Here is a 20,284-nt window from a genome sequence, read left to right as displayed (position 1 = left end):
TCCTTTCTTAAAATCCAATAAAATTGTTAATTGTTAATTGTTAATTGTTTTCCCCCGACTGGTGAACGCCAATCCCTGAGTCCCCGAAACGCCGACCATCACCGCTTCGATGACGGGTTCGGATAGGGCTGTTTCGGATATCCACTCCACGATAAAGTTGGCGCCCGATCCCCCCCGGGTGTTGCTTTGTTCCACGAAAAAATCCATGCTACCCAGGGGGGGCAGTTTTAACGCCTGTTCGAGATAGCTGTTGACCAAATTTCCTTCGGTATTGTAATATTTGACTGCCGTCACGATCAGCGGATTTTCCAGGTCGGTATTGCGGACACTCAACGTGGTCGCCAGGTTGTAAACTTGCTGGGTATTGCGATAGTAAATGTGCGAATAAACCGGGACGTAGACTGTATGGCCGGCGATCGCTTCAATTTGTGTAATATCAACGGGTTCCGCCGCCCGGGTCAACTGTTCTATCGTCGGGCCGGAAGATTCCGAGGCGATTGGCCCCCCGGTTGGCGGGGATTCGCAACCCGTCAAAATTGAGAAAGCGATCGCGATCGTAAATAAAAGAGATAATTTCATCATGATTCTAGGGTGACTCCTTAACCATTTGAAAATTGTCTCGCCCCCAAACCCCCAATTCTGGGGGCTTTGAGTGGAGCGAAATTTGACGAATCATTTCACACGGCTATATTTTCAATTTTCGCTCAATTATGCCTCCTCAGCCGATGCCATCAGACCCAACTTTTTCGCCAAGGGTGACAGCGACAAACCCTGCATCAGCAGGGAGATGAGAACCATAAAAAACACGAGATTGAACATTTTATCCGCGTCGGCGATACCGCTGGTCAGCGGGAACGTCGCCAGGACGATGGGAACCGCCCCCCGCAACCCCACCCAGGACACGAACAGTTTTTCTTTGACCGGCATCTGCAGCAATCCCAGACAGGAAAAAACCGCGATCGGACGGGCGACAAAAATCAGAAACAGTCCGATGGTGATTCCCACGGCGGCGACGGAGGGCAATTGAGAAGGGAACACCAACAATCCGAGGGTGAGAAACATGACAATTTGCATCAGCCAGGATAGGGTATCGTAGAAGCTGATAATATTATTTCCCGCCGCCGGAAGGGGATAATTTCCCACCACCACCCCCGCCACATAAACCGCGAGAAATCCGTTCCCCCCCACATTTGTACTCACGCCGTAGGTGAGTAACACCAAAGCCAACGTCATCACCGGATACAGGCCCTCGGCGGTCAGATGCAGGCGGTGAATCGCCCACACCGTCCCGCGACCCAAACCGTATCCCAACGCCACCCCCGCGACAATTTGCAAAATCAGCGACAACGCCAGACGCCACAGGGAAACTTCCCCTGTCGCCACAATTGCCACCATTTGGGTCGTCAACAACGCCGCCATCGGGTCGTTGCTGCCGGATTCGAGTTCGAGTAACGGTTGCAGGGTCCCCCGCAGGCCCAAATTACCCGATCGCAAAATCGAAAATACCGCCGCCGCATCGGTGGAGGAAATAATCGCCCCCAGCAACAATCCCTCCGTCCAGGTGATCCCTTGCCGGCCGATATCGAAGCTGGAAAAGGAACCGAGAACGAACCAGGCGAACGTCCCCAACAAAAGGGCCGTCATGCCGACACCGACGGTGGCGAGGGTGAGTCCGGGCGCCAACACGGGGCGAATTTTTGACCACTGGGTATCCAATCCCCCAGCGAATAAAATAACGATCAGGGCCACATCTCCGATCGCCTTCGTCAGTTCGGGATTGTCGAATTGGATGCCGCCCAACCCCTCCGAACCCGCCAGCATTCCGATCAGCAGAAATAGCAGCAAACTGGGGACACCGAAGCGGCTGGCGGCTTTGCTGGCGAGGATACTGGCCAGCAAGAGGAGGGCGATGATGATGGAAAGTTCCGCGATCGCGATCATGAATTCCGGTCTAATTTTCAGTCATTTTGAGGTTATCCCATCTGGCTTTGATTTTCAACAACGTCGCCCGAAATGCCGGTCAACTCTCTTTTGTTTCCGGTTTGGGGGTTCTCCCCGGCGAACCGATACCCGCCGCTGTCAAATGCCGGTTTTGACGGTTTCTATTTTTTATGGTATACCCAGTTTTTGGAGCGATAAAATTGCACGCTATAGTTGTGACGAGAGGGTGGGGATCGGTGAGAAAAATCAATGGCGATAGCCCGCTTCCGGCCGGGATATTCGCGATCGCATTGGCGACTCTGGTTTCCGGTTTGACGGCCCTACAGTCACGATCGCAAACTCCGGTTCGAGAAACGGGATTTGTTTTTGAAGGCGAAGGGACAATGAACCGAGTCAGTGCTCTGATGGTAGAATATACTGGCGAGTGTCCGGGAAAAGATGAACCCCCCGATATGACGGCCTGGTTTATCTCCGACTCGACGCCGACGGGACGGCGGCGGCGGGTCCGCATTACCAACGTGACGACGGGTTTAGATCCGAATCGATTGCCCTATACGGATCGAGGTTACGAGCAGAACAAATCCTCGGAAAAAATTTCGTTCCGATTTGGCAACAAACACGGCGATAGTCGGTTTCGAGTCCGGCCGGGTTTGAACCAATTTCAGTATCAAATTCGGGAGGGAAATGATCGGATTTTGGAAGAGGGAACGTTTGCTGCGAACTTCGACCTGGAGACGCGATCGCAGGTTCGCAACAGTCAGCTAATCTCCTCCCAAGTCTGCGCGAATTCGAGCATTTCCTTGAATCGATGCGCGGATATTCGCACGGAAAATAAGTGGCAATGTCCGAATGGGAGCGTCGTCCGCCGGGAGATTTCTCCCCCAGGCCCGCCACAAACGGTGATTCGCAACGATTCCCCCGATACGGTGTATTTTCAAGTCAATAATGGCGATCGCGTTCTCGGGCCCGGGGAGGCGATGGAACTGAGGGGGAACAGTCCGGGTTCGGTTCGATATTCCCAATCCTCCGGCGATCGCTTGAATCGGACAATGTTTTTGCAGCCGGCGGTATTGTATCGCTTCCGGCGATCGGGCAATTCCCTTAATCTCGTCGATCGGTGACGTTTTTTGCGTTCTGCCGAGAGGGGAATTCCGCCGGTTTTCAATTCCCCTCACCGGTGACATTAACTCAATTTGACGCGGACAATCCGGGTTTCGCGTCTCATCGAGAATTTAAAACAACTCCATAAAATTGTTGATCGCCAACGGATTACCCGACGGCTGAATCAAATTGGGGATATCTTCTTTGGTCAGCAGCGTATTCTCCAATACGGCCAAAACTTGACCGGTTGCCGCGATAATGATAGCGGTGCTGTTTGATGCGACATCGGGAGTGAGCGTCACATCATTTGCGGTCAAACCCGATCCGGTTTCTAAGAAAAGAATATCCCGGCTATTCGGATCGAAGCCTTGAATTCTGTCGGCGTCAGCGGAGTTGAAAACCTGATCTTTCGGCGTGATGGTAAAAATATCCCTGCCGGAGCCGCCGACTAAAGTATCTCGGCCGAAATCTCCGCTAAGGTTCGTCACACCACTACCGCCGATAATTGAGTCGTCACCTTGTCCGCCGTATAAAAAACCTTCATTAATAAAGAGTGTATCGTTCCCTTTATTGCCATACAGAAAGTTTCTGGAAGCCGAATCCGGCGGGGATGAATCGGTTAGATTATCATCGTCCTGACCCCCAAAGAGGGTATCTGCACCCGCACCGCCCCGGAGGAAATCGCCCCCTTGATTGCCAAAAATCAAGTCGTTGCCATCGTCTCCTTGAATGAAGTCGTTATTTTGCAGGCCAAAAAGGGTATCATCTCCCCCAAAACCCAGTATTGTATCGACCTCCTGAGTTCCCATTAAATTGTCGGGGCCTTGGGTTCCGTTGATTTCCGCCATGATTGTTTCATGCTGTAAAATTAGGGTCAATTATTGTTCATAGCACGGAACGGAATTTTTGACAATTTTCGGACTCGTTGGCGGTGGTATGGCCAGTTTTGGGCGGCGATCGCCCCATGAATTCGGTTCCGGAGAGGGACTCTGGGAAGACCACAAAGGGCTACAACCAACGACAATATTTGATGTTAAGTGGGGTTAAATATGATATAATACGGAGACGGTTTTTGATAAAAATAACCGCAAAAACAACCCAAAAATCTACCTTTTGGGGGATGACGATCGCGGCAAGGCGACCCCCCGGAGGGCAAAGCGTAACGGGAGAAACATGACCTATCAACCCATCGAAAACTACGGCATCATCGGCAATATGTACACCACCGCCCTGGTGGGCATCAACGGTTCCATCGACTGGTTTTGTTTTCCCCGCCACGACTCCCCCAGCGTGTTCGCCGCCCTCCTCGATCGCCACAAAGGAGGACATTTCCAAATCCATCCCACCACGGACGCCCCGATCACCCACAAACAATTTTACTGGCCGGAAACGAACATTTTAGTCACCCGGTTTCTCGCCCCCTGCGGGGTGGGAGAAATTATCGATTTTATGCCGGTGGGAAAAACCGTCCGCGATCGCGGTTATCGGTGGCTGGTGCGGCAGGTGAAAGCCATCCGGGGATCGATGACATTTCGGATGGAATGTTTCCCCGCCTTCGACTACGCCCGCAAGCCCCCGAAAGTGCGACTCACCGCCAGCGGCGCCCGGTTGGCCGGTCCCGATTTGTCCCTGGGATTGGCGACCTACACGCCCCTGGAGGCCTGCGATCGCGGCGTTTTTACCGAATTTACCCTGGAAGCCGACGAACGGGCGGTTTTCGTCCTCCAGGAAACCGGAGATGACTTCACCTGCACCCTGCCGCTGTCCCGGGCGACGGCCCAAGACCTGTTTGAAGAAACCGTCGTCTACTGGCGAAATTGGCTGTCCCAGTGCACCTACCGGGGCCGGTGGCAGGAAACCGTGGAGCGATCGGCCCTCGTCCTCAAACTCCTCACCTACGAGCCCACCGGGGCGATTATCGCCGCCCCCACCTGTTCTTTACCCGAAGAAATGGGCGGCAGCCGCAACTGGGATTATCGCTACACCTGGATTCGGGATGCGGCGTTCACCCTTTACGCACTGCTGCGAATCGGGTTCACCCAAGAGGCGGCACAGTTCATGAATTGGATCGAATCCCGGTGTCAAAAACAGCCCGGAGACGACCTGCTGCACGTCGTTTACAGCGTCGATGGCTGTTACACACTCGATGAGGAAATTCTGCCCCATTTGGAAGGGTATCGGAAATCGGCGCCGGTGCGGATCGGGAATGAGGCGGCGAATCAATTGCAGTTGGATATTTACGGCGAATTGATGGATTCGGTGTATCTGTTCAACAAATACGGGGCGCTGATTTCTCACGACCTCTGGACCCATTTGCGGCGGATGATCGATTGGCTGTGCGACAACTGGGACCAGGAAGACGAGGGGATTTGGGAAACGCGGGGGGGCCGCAAGCATTTTTTGTATTCCAAATTGATGGTTTGGGTGGCTTTTGATCGCGCCCTGCGGCTGTCCGAAAAGCGATCGTTTCCCGCCGATCGCCTGCGGTGGTTGAAAGTGCGCGATCGCGTCTACGAGGAGATCATGGACCGGGGTTGGGACGACACCCGTCAGGCTTTCGTGCAATCCTACGACAGCGAGGCCCTCGACGCGGGGGCCCTGATCATGCCGCTGATCTTTTTCATGGCACCGAACGACCCGCGAATGTTGAAAACCCTGAATGCGATCGCCAAAACTCCCAAACAGGGGGGCCTGGTGTCCAACAGTTTGGTCTACCGCTACAATCTGGCCTATTCCGACGACGGACTGTCCGGCCAGGAGGGGACCTTCAACCTGTGCACGTTCTGGCTGGTGGAGGCCCTCACCCGCGCGGGACGGGTCGATCCCACCCAACTGAACCGGGCCCGGTTGATTTTCGAGGAAATGCTCAGTTACGCGAACCACCTGGGGCTCTACGCGGAGGAGACGGGCGCCAGCGGCGAGGCGTTGGGCAATTTTCCCCAGGCGTTCACCCACCTTTCTCTGATCAGTGCGGCTTGGAATTTGAATCGGGCGATCGAGGATCGGTAGTTTTGGCCCTCACCCCCGACCCCTCTCCCAATTTTGGGCGAGGGGAGTAAGATATAGCGCTGGGGTGTGGGGTGTGGGGTGTGGGGTGTGGGGTGTGGAAATTCCCTTTTCATCGGGGTTTCGAGGTTTATCACCCTTTCCGGAACTGTAAATGGGAGGCGATCGCTCCGTTATTGCGTGAGGCACTGAATCAGCCAGTAATCGCTCAGGTTGCAGGTCATCCAGTTTACAACATCAACCAGTTTAATTTTAGGGGGCAACTCCCGGTTTTTACAATCAACAATCAGTTTATGGAGACATTCAAATATTATTCTATCGTGCCGATCCATTACCACATATTCTCCATTGTCTGCTGCCAGTAACGTTTGTATTGCAGTCCATCCCTTAGTCCCAGGATTGATCGGGTTCAATTGTTGATCTCGTATCAAGCGAAATCTGATATTTTGATGCGTCCGAACAAAGTAATCGTTTAAGTTTTGTATTCTGGAAGTGAAGGCTTTTCCAGATAAGTGTAAAAAAGCGATGACATGAGTTCTGGTTCTGGTTGTAATTTGCAAATTTTCTGGAATGACCAGATGCTTTAAAAATAACTGGTTTGTGCTTAGATAATATCGAGTGGAAAAAGCTGATACGATCTCGTTGAGTTTACCGACATCATCTTCATCGCTGATAATGCGGTGCGTTTCATAACGTTTGTACCATCTCTCCAATAAATCTTCCCAATATTCATCTAATTCCCAATATTCATCTAAATACTCCTCATTACCACCAATAACAAAAGGTTCGTCCGGCTCATCACCACCAACAATAATTCTTTGTTCCAACTTTTCTTTTTCATGTTTCCAATTGGTTCTCTCATCATCGAATTTTATTTTCGTTTCAAACAACTCTTTTCTGGTACTATTCAGATCTCGTATCGTTTCATCCAAGCGATCTTTAACTCGGATCAAGTCTTGTTTTTTGTCATTCAATCCTCGTCTCGCTACATCCAACTGACTTGTAACTTGAACCAACTCTTTTTGGGTTTTATGCAACTCTTGTATCGTTTCATCTAACTGATTTTTAATATCGGAATCTTTGTCTGGATTTTGTGAAATTCTCAAGTCTCGTATTTGTTCTTCCAGACCTAGAATTTGTTGTTTCAAGTTCTTTTTTTCTATTTCCAATGCTTCGATTTTCGCCGTTGTAGCCCTTTCTCTTTCTATCAGTTCCTGTTCTTTTTTAGCCGCATTACTTTCTCTATTTTCTACTTCATGCTGTTGTATTTCCAAATATTTTTCCCATGCTTTTAAATTTTTACCTCGTTCCTGAAATTCTTGTTTGAGTTCTTCTAAAGCTGTCTTGAGTTCTTGGAAAGCGTTGGCAACTTCTACTTGTTCTGGATTGGATTGGGGTTCAATTTGATTTGGATTGGATTGGGGTTCAATCCCATTCCCCGGAGGCAGACCGCCTTGAACTTTATAACGGTAATATTCAGATGCTCGTTTGATGACGGCACGAATTGAAGACCGACTCAAGACATCTTCTAGTTCATGGATTCCGAATAATCTCTCAAGCTCAAGCCTTGGATAAAGGGGTGATTTTTGCTGCCATAAGGTTTTGAGAATATGAAACAGTTGTACTTCGTCCGGGCGATTTAAAGTGACGACGGTTTGGGATACGCGATCGACAACTGAACCGTCAAATATTTCTTGGAAACGCTGCCAGCGATCGGGAAATAGGTTGAGGATAATGAAACTATTGGGAACGTGAGTTAGAATTTCCTTCACCGTCGAGCCGAAACTCTCCAATGTCAAACGGTTGCGTTCCTCAAAGAGGGATTCTAATTGATCGAAGATCAGGATCAGCGGTTCATCCAAAAGAGATAACTTACCCAAAGTTTGTATCGCTTCCAGGGCAAACTCCTCGCGGTTGAAATCATCGGGCCAGGGCTTGAGATCGACGCTTTTTAATTCTTCCGAATCCGCATCACTATTTCCCGCCAGCCAATGACGAATGATCTCTTTTCGGCTGGTTTCTGTATACCGACAGAACCGAATAATCCCTTTCAAAATCTGGGAACTGTAGTATGTGGACAATCCGGACTGCTCCTGCCACCAAGTCAAGATGCGTTTTTCGATAATATCCCAATTGTTGCGATAGCGATCAGTTCCAGGTGTTCCTACCCGTTCGTATAGAGATAAATTATCATCTTTCAACTTTTCAATGATCTGGCGACCTCTCGCAGTGTTTGCCCAGTCGGTTTGACTGAGGATGTTCACAAAACTTTTGGCAAAGAATTGTTCGAGCTGGGTGAGTTTTGTGTTTTTGATTTCCTCGGAAAATGATTCTAAGATTCGAGCATAGACATGGTAATTGACTGCCTTCTCATTATTGGGGTGGCGGATAAAGAATAGGCGGTTGGTTTTCAGTACCTCCCGTGCCAGCCTCATCATCAGGTGAGTTTTTCCCGAGCCGGGTTCTCCTAAAACGATCGCACCCTGGCTTTGATTGTTGGGCGCCCCCTTAATCTCGTGGAGGACGGCTTTCAGAGTTTCAAATTCGTCCTTGTAAATTTCCGGATAGTCGGGATGTTCTTCAAAGGGTGTGTTGACTCGAATGCTGCTGAACGGGTTGGGAGTGTTCTTGTATAGTTCGGCTAGAGTTTGAGACATGGTTGGTGGTTGTAAGGTGTACAAATAACGATAAAGTTGGTAGGTGAATTGTGCGTCGTAATCGGCGCTGTGTGCTTGGCGAGTGTCGAAACGCCGTCCCTGCGATCGCACGTCCAAACTTTTGCACAAGTAACTCAGGCTGTAGCTGTGAAGGTTGGGTAACTGCTGCCGTGCCAGCTTCCGGGTACAAATAAACGTGAAATCGGGATAGGGGATTCCCACCCGTTCAAAACTGCGTCGCAAAATGCGATCGTCGTGTTCGGCGTGGTGGCAGACGATGATTTTATCTTGACAATGGGCGGCGATCGCTTCCACGATGGTACTGAGGGGGTGGGTGTTGAGTCTGAACCTCGGTTCCCGATGTTTCCCTTTGACAAAAGCGTGATAGCACACCTCCCCGCGATCGCCCACAATTCCCACTTCGGTTAAAGTGTCGTTTCCTTCGGTATCCAAGACGACAAAATCGTTCGGGGCTTGGTGGTATCCCTGCATGGCGCGAACTGAACCCGCTATCCCGTAGCATACCCCCAAACCGACACCGCACCCTCGGAAATGTTACAAAACTTATCCATTTTAGAAGTGGCAAGAAACCGGGTTTCTCGGAGACGCTGGGGTTGGAGTTTGCGAATTCTGATAGAAACCCGGTTTCTACATCTCACCGGCAGGGGTTTCTAAAAACTCGGAGTTGATGCTAGACTATCAACAATTCTGCTAGGCAACTCCTCTCGCTGAGGTCCGTCTGATGAGCAGCCAAGATGTCGCGCAAGATCCGGGTGAAACGTGGAATTTGCTGGCCCGTGACGGCCCCGAAACGGAGCCGGATTTTTGCCCGAGTGCAGATGATTTGATCGTCTACTTGGCGCTCAAAGCGATTCATACCCCCCTGCCGCCGCGCCTCCGATGGCTTTCGGAATTGTCCCCGGCGTTGCGGCGGGAACTCGATCGCACTTTCGGAACGAACCGCCGCGCCTGCGAAGCCGTCAACGAACTGTTACTCGAACTCCACCAACCGGAAGCGATCGCCCTTTACTGCCAGCGGAGTTCTATTGGCAAAAAACTCCCCACCGCCCTCTACGTCCACAGTTCCGCGATCGGCAAACTGCCGCCCCTGCTGCGGGTTTACGAACGGTTAGCCCGCAATGCCCTCGATCCGATACCGCCGCTGACGCTGATTAAAATTAACAGCGATCGCCCGGTTATTTCCTATCTGTTTTACCCCGATTTTGACACCGATCCCCACCCAGCCCTCGCCGCCAGTATCCAAGTCCGGGTTCCCACGGGTCAGGTCAATTCTTCCAACTACGCCGAGAGCGAAAATCCCCCCATTTTGCACCGGAAAGAAACCTTCGTCGCCCCGGATTATCCCAACTATGAAATCTTCGCCCGCCTCACCCGCAGCGAGGAGGCTTTGGGGCTCCTGGGGCGCAATTCCGCCGAATCCACCCGACTCTACCGCACCATCGGAACCCGGCGGGGGTGGCTGGAACTCCTCGCCAAACGGGGGCTGGAAATCCGCGATCACGCCGTCGTCCACCGTTCCCAAACCGAAACGGTTGCCGATGGAACTCCGCCGCCGCGCATCGAACGCCACAAAGCCGCGATCGCCCGCAAAACCCTCTCTCGCCCCGTCCGCCGAGCTTTGGAGATGGAATTATTCCGGGAAAATACCACCTTTTTCGATTACGGTTGCGGCTACGGCGGCGACATCCGCCACATCAAAGAACGGGGTTATCAGTCGGCTGGGTGGGACCCGTACTATTCCCCCGACACGCCCAAAATTGCCTCGGAAATTGTTAATTTGGGCTACATTATTAATGTGATTGAATGTCAGGTGGAACGGCGGGAGGCGCTGATCAAAGCCTGGGAATTGACGGGGCGGTTATTGATCGTGGCGGCGCAAATTTTGATCGATGACAGCGATCGCGGCATCATGGCTTATAGTGATGGCATTATTACCAGCCGCAATACTTTTCAAAAATATTATCAGCAGGAAGAACTCAAAACCTACATCGACCAGGTTTTGAATGTGGATTCTATTCCGGTTGATTTGGGGATTTATTTCGTGTTTCGGGATGGGGCGGAGGCGGAAAATTTTCGCGCTTCCCGATTCCGATCGCGGATTTCTTCCCCGCGAATTTGTCTGTCCGTCAAACGGTTTGAAGACTATCAAGAATTACTGCAACCGCTGATGGCATTCGTGGGCGATCGCGGCCGGCTACCGGTGGGGGACGAACTGCCAGAAGCCCCGGAAATTGAGGCGGAATTGGGGTCGCTCCGGCGGGCGTTCAAAGTGGTTTTGCAGGCGACGGATCGGGACGAGTGGGAGCGGGTGGCCGATCGCCGTCGCCAGGATTTGTTGGTTTACCTCGCCCTCAGCCACTTCGGAAAACGCCCCAGACTGTCCCAATTTTCCGAGCCGGTCAAAAATGATATCAAGGGGCTGTTTGGAACCTACAAGCGGGCTTGTACGCTGGCTGACGTGATGCTTTTTAGTGCGGGCAACCCGGAAATTATCGCCGAATGTTGTTACACCTCCCCCGTCGGCCAGCGGCGGAAAAAATCCCTCTGGGTGCACGTCAGTGCCCTGGACAAACTCGACCCGTTGCTGAGGGTTTACGAGGGTTGCGCGAACCGGACCATCGGGCGTTTGGAGGGGGCAACAATCGTGCAATTTCACATTAAAAGCCCGAAAATCACCTATTTATTTTACCCGGATTTCGACGCGGACCCCCACCCCGCCTTGGGGACCCGGATGGCGATCGACCTGCGGGATCTGCACGTCAGCTATCGGAGTTACGAGGGCAACAATCCGCCCATTCTGCACCGAAAAGAAGCCTTCGTCACCCCCGACTATCCCCAGTATCAGAAATTCGCCAACCTCACCGCCCAGGAAGAGAATTGGGGCCTCCTCGACGACCCCGCCGCCATTCAAACCCGCCGAGATTGGCTAAAATGTTTGGAGGAACACTGCGCCGAAATCAGGGGACATCGCGTTTACTGGCGTTCCGATGCCGATCCGTACCGGGTCAAACTGATCCGATCCGCCCGTCGCGCCCGTCGGAAATCGTCCCGATCCGATCCGAATCTGACCGAAGCCGAAACAGGCGAGGTGATGTCAACTCGGGAATAGGTCGGGGTCAATTCCCGTGATTTGACTCTCCCATTTTCGATGCAGATACGGTTTAATTCGTCGGATATGGTATTTTTATTGACTGCCGAAACCCTCCGGTTGAGATAGCCTCCGTCGGTGACGAATTGACGGGGGGCGATCGCGTCAAGGTTATTTTGATAAATTGACGGTTGAAGGGGCAAAAAAAAGTGCTGCGATCCTCCCTGCCAATCTGGGCGGGTCGAAATTTGCCTCAAAAAGATGGGACAGCCCATCCGTTATTTGGCGGGGTGCCGATCGCACGAAAAAAGTTGGCATGGAAGCCGGCGATCGGGTCGGAAGTAGGAGCTAAAGAAAAGATGAACACCGGGACAATTTTGGAAGATTATGCTCGGGGAGAACGAGATTTTCATCGGGTAATTCTGATTGGAGTCAAGCTTCCGGGGGTCGATCTGAACAGTATCGATCTCAGCGCGGCAAACTTGATGAATGCGACCCTTACCGAAGCCAATTTGAGTTGGGCAGAACTGATCGGAACCAATTTGATCAACGCGGATTTGAGCAGTGCCGACCTGAAAGGTGCGGATCTGAGCGACGCCTATTTGAACGGGGCAAAGTTGGTGGGAACGTCCCTCGAAAAGGCGAAACTGGTGGGGGCAAATCTCAGCGGCGTCAATTTGACGTATAGCAAGCTGACCGGGGCCGATCTGAGGCGGACGAATTTGACCCAAACTAAATTGATCGGGGCGAATTTGAGCCGCGCCGACCTCCGAGAGGCGCGGCTCACCAACGCCAATTTGATCGGGGCCGATCTGCGGGGTACGGTGCTCTTGGGAGCCGACTTGCGGGGCGCCAACTTGAGCGGAACGTTGGTCGATAAAACCACCCAATTCGATAAAAAATGGCATCGGGTTTGGGAGGTTTGCAACAAAGGCGGCGAGGGACGGGATTTGAGTTGTGCCGACCTGACGGAAGCCAACCTGATCGGGGTCAACTTCAAAGGGGCGAATTTGAGCGGAGCCGATTTACGGGAGGCAAATTTGAGCGGTGCTTATTTAACGAATACCCAGGTCGATCGCGCCCAATTGACGGGGGCGATCGGACTTTCAGAAGCGGCGAAATTTGACCTACAAAAGCGAGGAGCGATCGTGGATTAATTGAGAATTGAGAATTGAGAATTGTTAATTGTTAATTATTCCCCGCATCCCACTTCGATTTGGGAGTTGTGCAGGTAATCCTCCACCCACTCGCAGGCGCCGCTGACGATATTTTGAAAATCGATCGCGGATTGGAGATTCCAGACGATCGCGATACCGTCGGCGTCGGTGGAAATTAACCGCTGGCCGTCGGGGCTGAAGGCCACCGATAAAACCTGGGTTTGCCGGGTGCGGTGGCCGTTGAGGACGGCCAGATTTTCGCCGTCGAGAGTCCACAGTTTGGCGCTGCCGTCCGTCCCCGCCGTCGCCAACATCTGACCGTCGGGGGAAAAGTCGATGTCGGACACCGTGCCGCCGTGGTCGGTTGGAAAGCGGGCGACTCGGTTGCCGTCGAGATCCCAAACGATGACCGTATCATCCCGGGCGCCGGAGGCCAGCAGGCGGCCGTCGGGGGAAAAATCCAGGCCCGACACCGTGCCGACGTGGCCGCCGAGGGTGCGTTGCCGGGTGCCGTCCGACCCCCAAATTTTTACCGTTTCGTCGGTGCCGCCGGAGGCGATGCGACGTCCGTCCGGGGCGACCGCCACCCGCCAAACTTTCTGCCCCCCAGAAGGCCAACTCCGCAGCAAAGTCCCGTCTCGCCCCCAGACTTTCAGGATGCGATCGTTGCCGCCGCTGACCAGAAACTCGCCGTCGGGGCTGAAGTCAACCTCCCAAACCGCCTCCCCGTGGTCGGGCAGGGTGGCGAGTCGCGTCGCCTGGGTGCGGGTGGGGGAGAGTTCCCACAGGTTGACCGCCCCATCGTATCCCGCCGTCGCCAGCAGGCGATCGTCGGGGGCCAGGGCCACGTCCAAAACGCCGCCTTCGTGGGCGGGGACGGTCGCCAACAATTGGCCGTCGGGCCGCCAGAGTTTGAAACTGCGGTCGTCGCTGCCCGTGACCAAAAAACTGCCGTCGGCGGAAAAAACCGCCTCCAAAATGCTGCGGTCGTGTCCCCTCAACACCGTCAGCACGGGGTGATCGAGGCGCCACAGGCGGATCGTCTTGTCCTGACTTCCGGAAACGAGGGTGTTGCCGTCGGGGGCGAAGGCGACTGTCCAAACGCGATCGCCGTGTCCTTCCAGGACGTGTACGAGGGTGCCGTCTTCCCGCCACAGCTTGATGTTGTTGCCCAAATCGGCGGTGGCGAAGGCGATGCCGAGGCGGCGGGCGGGGCTGTCGGGGGGACTGAAGGCGACGCCCCACACCCAGCCGTCCTGGGAGGGCAGGGTGGCGATCGCGGTACCGTCCCGACTCCACAATTTTGCCGTCCCGTCGTTGCTGCCGGACAGGAGGGTTTCGCCGTCCGGGGAAAAGGCGACATCCCAGACGAAATCCCCGTGGCCTTCCAACGTGCGGATGGGGGTGCCGTCAGACCGCCACAGTTTCACGGTCTTGTCCTTGCTGGCCGTGGCGAGGGTGGTCCCGTCGGGGGAAAAGGCGATCGCTTCCACGGTGTCGGTGTGGCCGTCCAAGGTGGCGCGGGCAACGGCGTCGGCCCATCCCCAAGCTCCGGGCCGCCACAATTTCACGGCGTTATCCCGGCCTCCGGTGGCGAGGGTTTGGCCGTCGGGGGAAAAGGCGACGGAGCGCAGGCCGTCCCCCCGTCCCCCGAGAACGGCGGCGGATCGTCCGTCGAGAGTCCACACCCGGGCGGTTCCGTCGGCGTGGGCGGAGGCGATGTGGCGCCCGTCGGGGGAAAAGGCGACGTCGAAAACGTCCCCGCCGTCGGATGTGAAGGTCTGCAGGAGGCGACCGCCGCGATCCCAGAGTTTCACGGTGTCATCGTTGCTGGCGCTGGCGATATATTGGCCGTCCGGGGAGACAGCGACCCGCCAGATCATGTCGTCGTGGGCGAAAATGCGGTTGAATTCGTCGGCCCCGAAGAAGGTGCGGCGCAGGGTGTTTTCTACATCCCCCGCGATCGCCTCTGGAGGGCGTCTGAGGGTTCGGAGGGTTTTTCGGGCTTTCAGGGCTGCTATGAGGGCGTCCCGGCGCTGCTGTTGCTCGAACAGGGCGTTGGCGGAGGTGAGGACGGCGCTGATTTCGCTGATCCGGGCCTGCCGTTCGCTGGCAGCAGCTTTGCGATATTGCCAGAAGGTGGCGATTCCCAGGGCCGAAGTCGCGGCCAGGGCGATGCTGAGGGCGGCGATAAAAAATTGTTGCTGTCGGGCGGTTTTTTGTTCTTGCAACAGCCGTTTTTGCTGTTCCTCGAGTTGGGCCGCGATCGCCTGGGCGCGATCGATTTCCAGGGTTTGCCGCAGTTGCACCTGTTCAAATTCGGCGGAGGCGGACAAAAATTGATAGTCCGAGGGGGTCAAACTTTTGCCCGCCGCCCACTGTTGGGCGTCGTGTAGCGCCTGTCCCCGCAACAGGCGGGATTCGTCGGTTTGACCGGAATCGATCCAGGCTTCAAAGGCTTGGGAATAGGGGCGCAGTTGGTGTAATTTTTTCTGCACCCATTCTTCGGTAAAGATCCGCTCGTAAATTTTATTTTTGACTTTTAAATGGTTGTTTTTTTTGGCGATCGCCCCCGACAACAACAGTTCCATATGTTCCGGATTTCCGTCCGCTTCGATTTCCGCACCGCTCAAAATTTGCTGATACAGACCCAACAAATTGGCAACTTTATTTTCGTCCCTCAACAGTCGATTCGTGATGGTTCGTAAATGTTCCGGTTCGTCCTGGGTTTGCCAATTTTGAAGGACATAGTTTTGAACGACTGTTTCGACGATCTCAATTTCGGTTGCCGTTATTTTGAAGCCGTTACCGCCGGATTGAACAGATTTTTCAGATAAGATTCCGCAAATTTTTTGAGTTAAAAATGGTTGTCCGCCTGTCCAATCTAAAATGGCTCTCAGCAGTTTGAGGGGATCTTTTCCGGGAATCCTCAAACCGTCGATCAGGGGGAGGGCTTCGATGTCCCTAAACCCGCACAGCTCGATCGCGGTGCCGATATTGAAGGGGGTGCGGCGGGGATCGCGGATCAGATCCGACGGGGTGGCAACTCCGAAAATGGCGAAGGTGAGGCGGTTGTATTCCGGGTTCGTGGCGCGTTGATTGTAACAAAATCGGATGAAGGCGAACCAGTCATCCACGGAAAATGATAAGCTCAAAATACTGTCAATTTCGTCGATAAAAATGCAAAAATTATCCCCGGCAAACTCCGGCAACAAAATCTCACAAATAAATTGATTTAATTTTTGAATCCACGAAATCTCCCCCTGTTCGGTCCACCATTTTTTAAACGGGATTTTGCGCGACAGTCCGAATCCCCGCAACAGTTCGACGAAAATCCCCTTGTACCATTGCAGCGGCGTGATATTTTCGCTGCCGATCACCGTCATGTCCAAGGTCGTGCAGTGCACCCCTTCCCGTTCCAAACGGTCGCGAGTCCGCACCATCAGGGAAGATTTTCCCATCTGCCGGCAGTTGAGGACGTAGCAAAACTCCCCCCGCTTCAAAGCCTCGTAGAGGTTTTCATCCGCCTGACGGGTGACGTAGCTGGAAGCGTCGGCTTGGAGACTGCCACCGACTTGATAAATCGAGATTGAGTCGTTCATTATATCAGATCCCGATAATTAACCACAAAACATCTGAGATCGAGGGAGTCGGGAGTCGGGAGTCGGGAGTCGGATTTTTCATCTTTCTCCCCAAATTCTCCATCCTCTCAATGTCTGAGCAATTATCAAGATTTGATATTAAACAGTTGGTTCCCCCCTCGACGGCACTGGCAGAACTCAAATCCGATGCCACGATTTTTAACGGTCAAGTCTAGGGTAATTCAACCGCCCATAAATGTCAATTTTATCGACCGTCGCACAGGTCGCGATCGCCCGTTTCAAGTTTCGCATTCGTTCGCAAATAATCCCCCATCCAATCGCAGGCGTAGACCAGTTCATCCAGGTTGATAACTGCCTCCACATCCCACATCGCCACGGTGCGATCGTCGCTGGCGGTGACGATGGTTTTGCCATCCGGACTGAATTTCACAGTCCAGAAGCCGCCGCAGCAGCCGTAGAGGGTTTTGATTTCCTCGCCCTCCACCGTCCACAATTTCACGGTGCGATCGGTGCTTCCCGTCGCCAGCAGGCGCCCGTCCGGGCTGAAATCGACACCGGGCACGCCATTTTCGTGACCTTCAAACGTCCTCACCGCCGTCCCGTCCCACCGCCACAGTTTCGCGGTCTGGTCCATGCTGGAGGTGGCGAAAAATTCCCCCGCCGGACTCGCCGCCAACCCGAAAATATCGCTGTCGTGGGCGATGACAGTTTTGAAGGGGGTCCCGTCCGCGTTCCAGATTCGCACCGTCCCATCCGACCCCGCCGACGCGAACTTTCGGCCGTCGGGGCTGAAAATCACCCGGTAGACCCGTCCCCGGTGGCCGGAGAGAGTTTTCAGCAGGCTTCCGTCCCGCGTCCACAGTTTGACCGTCCCATCTTCGCTGACGGAGGCCAATTTTTGGCCGTCCGGACTGAAGCTGACATCCCAGGTCTGGTTTTGATGTCCGGTCAGGGTATTTAAAAGAGTGCCATTTTTATTCCAAAGTTGCACGGTTTTATCGGAACCCGAAACTGCAATAATTTCCCCGTCGGGGCTGAAATCGTAGCCGAATAAAGTGCCGCTTCCGCCTTCGAGGGTTTGGGTAATTTTTCCGCCGCGATCGCGCAAATAAACCGTCGGCCCGTTGCTGGCGATCAAGGTTTCACTGTCGGGGGAAAAGGCGATATCCCAGATTTCGGCATTGAAATGAAACGCCGTGACGAGGGAAGTTTGGGGATGCCACAGCCGGATCGAATGATCTTCGCTGCCCGAGACGACTAAGTTGGAATTGACGGGGGAAAATGCCACCCCCCGGATGATGCCAGTGTGTCCGGAAAAGGTTCTCAATAACGTGCCGTCCGCCAGCCAAACTCGCACGGTCCGATCTTGGCTTGCGGAGGCGATTCTCTGTCCGTCCGGACTGAAGACTAAATCTTCGATCCGCTGTCCGTGTCCAGCCAGGGTTCTGATGAATGTGCCGTCCGATTTCCACAGTTTCACGTCCTTCTCATCCCCGGTGGCGAGGGTTTCGCCGTCGGGACTGAACGCCACGTTCCAAACATCGGTTTCGGACTCGAAGGTTTGCAGGAGTCGGCCGTCCGAAGTCCATAATTTTGCGGTATTGTCGATACTCGCCGTGGCGATTTTTTCACCGTCCGGGCTGAAGTCCACATCCCAGATCATGCCCTCGTGTCCTGTCCAATTTTTTAACAAATTCCCGTTTATATCCCAGACTTTAATTTGGCGATCGCCCCCCGCCGAAACCCAGGTTTTTCCGTCCGGATTGAAACTCAAACTCCACGCCGGCCCCTCGTGGGCTTTAATCGCTTGTTTGACTTCCCCCGTTTCCCAATTCCACAGCTTCACCGTCCCGTCCAAATGGGTCGCGCCAACCCACGGTAAATTGGGGTGAAATTCGACGGTAAAGACGGTGGCGTGGCTGTCCAAAGTTGTGACGGGCGTTCCGTCCGCTTTCCAAATTTTTACCTGTCCCTTACTCACCGCCCCGGCGACCAATTGCCCGTCCGGGCTGAACGCCACATCCAGCAGCGAAAACGGCGTGTCATCGATGCGATTGACTTCGTGAACCCAAAACAGCGATCGCTTCAAATTTGACTCGATATCTTCTTTCAATTGGGGGGAATAATTCTTGAGGGTTTTTAGCTGTCTTTTTGCCTTCAATAAATCGAAGACAGAATCGAGTCTTTGGTGGGACTCGAAACGGGCGACGGAGGATGAAATCGTCGCTTTTATTGCGCTAATTTTTGCCAATCTTTCACTTTCTAAGGCTTGGCGATATTGTAAAAATGTGGCGATCGCCAGCCCGGAAATCACCGCCGAAGTCGCCCCCAAAAATGCCAGCAACCGCCGCTGAACCTGCGAGGCTTTTTCCAGGGCCCGGGCGCGTTCCAACTCCAATTTTTGCTGCACTTCTCGGCGATCGCGATTCTCACTCGCCGCCAAAAACTGATAGTCGTCATCCCCCAGACTTTTCCCCCTCGACCAGTTCTTCGCATCCTGCAACGCTTGACCAATTAAAAGACGAGAGTTATCGGTTTTTTCGGAGGCAATCCAAGCATCCATCGCCTGGGAATAGGGGCGCAACTCGTTTAATTTTCGTCCCACCCATTCCGAATTAAAAACTTCTCGATAAATGGGATTTTTGACCTTTATCAAACCCTCCTGTTTTGTCGCAATTCCCGATAACAATAACTCCATCTGTTCCCGGCTGTCGTCTGTCCGGATCGCCTCGCCCCGCAACATCGCCTGATACATCCCCAGCAGCCGCGCCGCCCACTTTTCATTTCGCAAAATGCGATCGCGGATCGTCCGCAAGTGTTCCGGTTCGTCCCGGGATTGCCAATTTTTGACCACCCGAGTCTGCACGATATATTCCACAAAAAAAGTTTCGGAACCGGGCAGAATTCCAAAACTCGATTTTTTGTCATTCTCCGCAAACGAAACCAGCAGGTTGCACAATTTTTGCGTCAGGAACGGCTGGCCCTCCGTCCACTCCAACACCGCCTTTAAAATCGCCCTCGGGTCGGCAAATTTTCCCTCCAAACCCGGTATCAAAGCGTCAATACAATTGTCGTCAAATCCCGTCAGTTCCACCGCCGTCCCGATATTGAACGGCGTCCGTTTTTTGTCCCGAATCAAATCCGAAGGCGTGGCGACTCCAAAAATCGCAAACGTGATCCGATTGTACTCCGGATTCACCGCCCGCTGATTGTAACAGTACCGGATCAACGCGAAAAAATCATCCACCGGAAAATTGAGGGTCAAAATGCTGTCGATTTCGTCCACAAAAATAAACAGCCGTTCTTCCGGAAACTGATTCAACAACTCTTCGATAAATTGACTCAACCGCTGCAATAAAGAGAGTTCTTCCCGTTCCTGCCACCAGGTTTTGACCTTGAACTTCCGCGACAGTTTGAACCCGAACCACAGCTTTGTCAGGATGCCTTTATACCACTGCAACGGCGTCACGTTCTCGCTGCCGATGCAGGTCATATCCAAACTGCTACATTTGAACCCCCGCTGTTGTAGCCGGTAGGAAGTCCGCACCAAAAGGGAAGATTTCCCCATCTGGCGGCAGTTCAAAACGTAGCAAAACTCCCCGCGAATTAATGCTTCGTAAAGTTCGCGATCGGCCCCCCGTTCCACATAGCTGGGGGCTTCTGTACTTAAACTGCCACCGACTTGATAATGATTCATTGGGGGTGGGGGGA

Annotated in this window: 10 protein-coding genes; 4 read left to right on the top strand and 6 right to left on the bottom strand. The window is 53.4% G+C overall.

Features of this window, described 5'->3' with window-relative positions; genetic code table 11:
- Window positions 1-33: 33 nt before the first annotated feature.
- Together LKE08_RS15515 and LKE08_RS15510 are read right to left on the bottom strand one after the other, a co-directional pair.
- On the bottom strand, window positions 34-582 hold the full coding sequence (locus tag LKE08_RS15515; RefSeq protein WP_324705147.1) for a DUF3124 domain-containing protein: 549 nt from the start codon (window positions 580-582) through the stop codon (window positions 34-36).
- Between the two features lie 126 nt (window positions 583-708).
- The gene (locus tag LKE08_RS15510; protein ID WP_324705146.1) at window positions 709-1,941 is read right to left on the bottom strand and encodes a potassium/proton antiporter; all 1,233 of its coding nucleotides are present in this window, start codon (window positions 1,939-1,941) and stop codon (window positions 709-711) included.
- A 236-nt stretch (window positions 1,942-2,177) separates the two neighbouring features.
- Between LKE08_RS15510 and LKE08_RS15505 the strand changes: the two genes are divergently transcribed.
- Complete coding sequence (locus LKE08_RS15505) at window positions 2,178-3,062, top strand: hypothetical protein (RefSeq protein WP_324705145.1); 885 nt, start codon at window positions 2,178-2,180, stop codon at window positions 3,060-3,062.
- Between the two features lie 111 nt (window positions 3,063-3,173).
- Here the strand turns inward: LKE08_RS15505 and LKE08_RS15500 are convergent, their stop codons facing one another.
- A complete protein-coding gene (locus tag LKE08_RS15500; protein ID WP_324705144.1) occupies window positions 3,174-3,749 on the bottom strand; it encodes a hypothetical protein in 576 nt (191 codons plus the stop codon).
- A 466-nt stretch (window positions 3,750-4,215) separates the two neighbouring features.
- On the opposite strand from LKE08_RS15500, the gene LKE08_RS15490 reads away from it, so the two are divergent.
- Window positions 4,216-6,051 (top strand): glycoside hydrolase family 15 protein, encoded by a 1,836-nt coding sequence (locus LKE08_RS15490; protein ID WP_324705142.1) that lies wholly within the window; start codon window positions 4,216-4,218, stop codon window positions 6,049-6,051.
- Between the two features lie 170 nt (window positions 6,052-6,221).
- Here the strand turns inward: LKE08_RS15490 and LKE08_RS15485 are convergent, their stop codons facing one another.
- A complete protein-coding gene (locus tag LKE08_RS15485) occupies window positions 6,222-9,197 on the bottom strand; it encodes an exonuclease domain-containing protein (protein ID WP_324705141.1) in 2,976 nt (991 codons plus the stop codon).
- 250 nt (window positions 9,198-9,447) lie between these two features.
- Between LKE08_RS15485 and LKE08_RS15480 the strand changes: the two genes are divergently transcribed.
- Both LKE08_RS15480 and LKE08_RS15475 read left to right on the top strand, forming a co-directional pair.
- Window positions 9,448-11,835, top strand: coding sequence for a DNA phosphorothioation-associated putative methyltransferase (locus LKE08_RS15480; RefSeq protein WP_324705140.1), 2,388 nt, complete (start codon window positions 9,448-9,450; stop codon window positions 11,833-11,835).
- 188 nt (window positions 11,836-12,023) lie between these two features.
- On the top strand, window positions 12,024-12,971 hold the full coding sequence (locus tag LKE08_RS15475) for a pentapeptide repeat-containing protein (protein ID WP_324705139.1): 948 nt from the start codon (window positions 12,024-12,026) through the stop codon (window positions 12,969-12,971).
- Between the two features lie 35 nt (window positions 12,972-13,006).
- Here LKE08_RS15475 and LKE08_RS15470 read toward each other — a convergent pair whose 3' ends face one another.
- Window positions 13,007-16,573 (bottom strand): AAA-like domain-containing protein, encoded by a 3,567-nt coding sequence (locus tag LKE08_RS15470; RefSeq protein ID WP_324705138.1) that lies wholly within the window; start codon window positions 16,571-16,573, stop codon window positions 13,007-13,009.
- Between the two features lie 244 nt (window positions 16,574-16,817).
- Window positions 16,818-20,270 carry an AAA-like domain-containing protein gene (locus tag LKE08_RS15465; RefSeq protein ID WP_324705137.1) on the bottom strand — a complete coding sequence of 1,151 codons (3,453 nt, stop codon included), beginning with the start codon at window positions 20,268-20,270 and terminating at the stop codon, window positions 16,818-16,820.
- Between the last annotated feature and the right edge of the window lie 14 nt (window positions 20,271-20,284).

It is taken from the genome of Lyngbya sp. CCY1209 (genome assembly GCF_035615495.1).
Lineage (GTDB): Bacteria > Cyanobacteriota > Cyanobacteriia > Cyanobacteriales > Microcoleaceae > Limnospira.
The sequence above is the reverse complement of the archived record's forward strand: the minus strand, read 5'-3'. Positions and strand labels throughout refer to the sequence as shown.

Coding starts and splice junctions, on each gene's coding strand:
- LKE08_RS15470 (WP_324705138.1), bottom strand. CDS start 16,573: ATGAACGACTCAATCTCGATTTATCAAGTCGGTGGCAGTCTCCAAGCC.
- LKE08_RS15465 (WP_324705137.1), bottom strand. CDS start 20,270: ATGAATCATTATCAAGTCGGTGGCAGTTTAAGTACAGAAGCCCCCAGC.
- LKE08_RS15510 (WP_324705146.1), bottom strand. CDS start 1,941: ATGATCGCGATCGCGGAACTTTCCATCATCATCGCCCTCCTCTTGCTG.
- LKE08_RS15515 (WP_324705147.1), bottom strand. CDS start 582: ATGATGAAATTATCTCTTTTATTTACGATCGCGATCGCTTTCTCAATT.
- LKE08_RS15485 (WP_324705141.1), bottom strand. CDS start 9,197: ATGCAGGGATACCACCAAGCCCCGAACGATTTTGTCGTCTTGGATACC.
- LKE08_RS15480 (WP_324705140.1), top strand. CDS start 9,448: ATGAGCAGCCAAGATGTCGCGCAAGATCCGGGTGAAACGTGGAATTTG.
- LKE08_RS15490 (WP_324705142.1), top strand. CDS start 4,216: ATGACCTATCAACCCATCGAAAACTACGGCATCATCGGCAATATGTAC.